A 2495-nucleotide genomic window follows, 5' to 3' on the forward strand; every position below is an offset into this window, starting at 1 on the left:
CGTAATCCCTAGGGCAATGAGGCGTGCGATTGCTCTTACGGCGTGTCGCTTCTTCCTTTTCTAAAGGGTATCGAGATGCGAATGTTGCCGTGCTGGTTTGTCGATACCACGGGTTCGGGACCGCGTTGGTTCGAAGGACGACGACAGAAGTCGGGTGCTGCAGAAGGTGTGTGCGCGACGGTGGTCGGCATTGTGTTCCCCCCAGTCGGGTGGGTGCGTAGGTGCATGGCTCTCTGTCACACCAGCCTCGCCCTGGACGGGGCCTGCCGACAGACACCCAAGGTGGTTACCTCGCCACCCCCCGAGTGGCAGTGACCGACCCCGCGAAGCTCTCTCCGCCGCAACAGTGACGCGTGCGACCATGCGTCTCGCGGGTGAGTCGGGTCACCGTCCTTGACGCTACCCGTCGGCACATGAAATCGCAGACGTGCAGTTCACGCCGTGTTTGTGGCTGTCACGTGTGTCAGTGTCACGTGTCTCAGCGGAGTCGTTCGGCCTCACGCGCGAGGTCGAGCAGCGTGGCGCACAGCGCGGCGAGTTCCGCCGGCGAGGCGCTCTCGGCCGCGGCCGTGGCGACGTCCTCCGCGGCGCACCGGACCTCGAACATCCGGTCCATCACCGCCGTCGCCTCGTCCGCGGTGAGCACCACGGCGTCGGGCGCGATCGCGGTGCCCTTCACAGCGACGCGCTGCTCGTAGGCGCGCTGTCGACAGGACTGGCGGCAGTACCGGCGGCGCCGGCCCATGCCCGCGTCAGGCACCTGTCGACCGCACCAGACGCACGATTCGGGTCTTCTCGAAGGGCCTGCCACAGTCGGCCACTGTACTGTGCGGGGCCGTCGTCCTCACCCGGTAAGGTGGTGGTCGATTCTGCGCGCCGTACGGGAACCAATCGGATTTCCGTGACGTTGTAGATGAGTGTGAACGCTTGGTCCGCCGATTTCAGGCGCGCTCGCGTGACCAGAGCTTTGTAGGGCAAGCGGAGGAGAGGACACCACCATGGCAGATCGCGTACTTCGAGGCAGCCGACTCGGCGCAGTGAGCTACGAGACGGACCGTGACCACGATCTGGCGCCTCGACGTATGGCCCGGTACCGCTGCGACAACGGCGAGGAATTCGACGTCCCGTTCGCCGACGAGGCGGAGATCCCCGGTACCTGGATGTGCAAGAACGGCCTCGAGGGCCAGCTCCTCGAGGGCACCGCGCCGGAGGCCAAGAAGGTCAAGCCGCCGCGCACCCACTGGGACATGCTGCTCGAACGTCGCTCGGAGGCAGAGCTCGAGGAGCTGCTCAAGGAGCGGATGGACCTGCTGAAGACCAAGCGCCGCGGAGCGTAGCGGAGCCGGCGTCTACGGACGCAGCGCCGCGGAGCGTAGCCGGCGTCTACTGGCGCCTGATCGAACACTGAACGCCCCGGAGGACTCCTCCGGGGCGTTCAGTCGTCTCTGGGCAAGGCGGCCGCGTTCATGCCGCGGTGTCGGCCGCCTCCGGGGCTTCCGGCGCCGATCGCCGGCGGCGCACCACGGCGACGGCCGTGGCGAGGGCCGCCGCGAGGCACAGCAGGTACTCGGGGATCGAGCCGAGCCGGGTCGCGAGGGTGGTCGTGGCCCGCAGCGGGACCTCCGCGACGAGCGTGGTCGGGGCAAACAGCGGCGACGACTGCTGGACCGACCCGTCCGGGGCGACGATCGCGCTGACGCCGGAGGTGGCGGCCACCACTACGGCCCGGCCGTGCTCGACGGCCCGCACCCGCGACATGGCCAGCTGCTGGTAGGTCATCTCGGTGTCGCCGAAGGTCGCGTTGTTGGTCGGCACCGCGATCAGTTGCGCGCCGTCGCGCACCGCCTCGGTGAGGGCCCGGTCGAAGGCGACCTCGTAACAGGTGGCGACCCCGACGGGAGTCCCGGCCGCGTGCACCACCCCGTTCCCGTCGCCCGGCACGAAGTTCCCGGCCTTGTCCGCGTACGAGGACAGGTGCCGGAAGAAGTCGCGGTACGGCAGGTACTCGCCGAACGGCTGGATGATCTTCTTGTCGTGGCGTTCCTGCGGACCGGTGTCCGCGTCCCACACGATCACCGAGTTGGTGGTGGTGCCGTCGCCGTTGACGAGCACGGCGCCGACCAGGATCGGCGCGCCGACGGCCCGCGACGCGGCGCTGATCGCGGTCGCCGCGTCGGCGTTGCGCAGCGGGTCGATGTCGGAGGCGTTCTCCGGCCAGATCACGATGTCCGGCCGGGGTTGGCGGCCGGCGTCGATGTCGTCGGCCAGCCGGACGGTCTCGCGGACGTGGTTGTCGAGGACCGCGCGGCGCTGCGCGTTGAACTCGAGCCCGAGCCGGGGCACGCTGCCCTGGATCGCGGCGACGGTGACGGTGCGGTCGTCGGCGCCGGCGTCGGTGGCGGCCATGTCGGGCAGGGTGGGCCACAGGGCGGCGGCGAGCAGCGGCATCGCGGCGGCCCAGGCGGCCGGGGCCAGCCATCGGCGCGGCGACCGCT

General features: G+C 69.7%; 3 protein-coding genes. 1 reads left to right on the plus strand and 2 read right to left on the minus strand.

Features of this window, described 5'->3' with window-relative positions; translation table 11 throughout:
• Positions 1–478: 478 nt before the first annotated feature.
• Positions 479–811: a hypothetical protein gene (locus AC1DWC_RS19610; protein ID WP_477838232.1), complete on the minus strand. Its 333-nt coding sequence runs from the start codon at positions 809–811 to the stop codon at positions 479–481.
• Positions 812–998: 187 nt separating this feature from the next.
• Here AC1DWC_RS19610 and AC1DWC_RS19615 point away from each other — a divergent pair, with 187 nt between their 5' ends.
• Positions 999–1337 (plus strand): RNA polymerase-binding protein RbpA, encoded by a 339-nt coding sequence (locus AC1DWC_RS19615; protein WP_072844647.1) that lies wholly within the window; start codon positions 999–1001, stop codon positions 1335–1337.
• Positions 1338–1464: 127 nt separating this feature from the next.
• On the opposite strand, the gene lnt is transcribed toward AC1DWC_RS19615, so the two are convergent.
• On the minus strand, positions 1465–2495 hold a 1031-nt coding region (lnt, locus tag AC1DWC_RS19620; protein WP_477910695.1), incomplete at its 5' end, for an apolipoprotein N-acyltransferase.

This window comes from Rhodococcus sp. P4_C10 (genome assembly GCF_056402135.1).

What these genes read in the sequence shown, in the direction of transcription:
- AC1DWC_RS19615 (WP_072844647.1), top strand. Translation starts at nt 999, where the DNA reads ATGGCAGATCGCGTACTTCGAGGCAGCCGACTCGGCGCAGTGAGCTAC.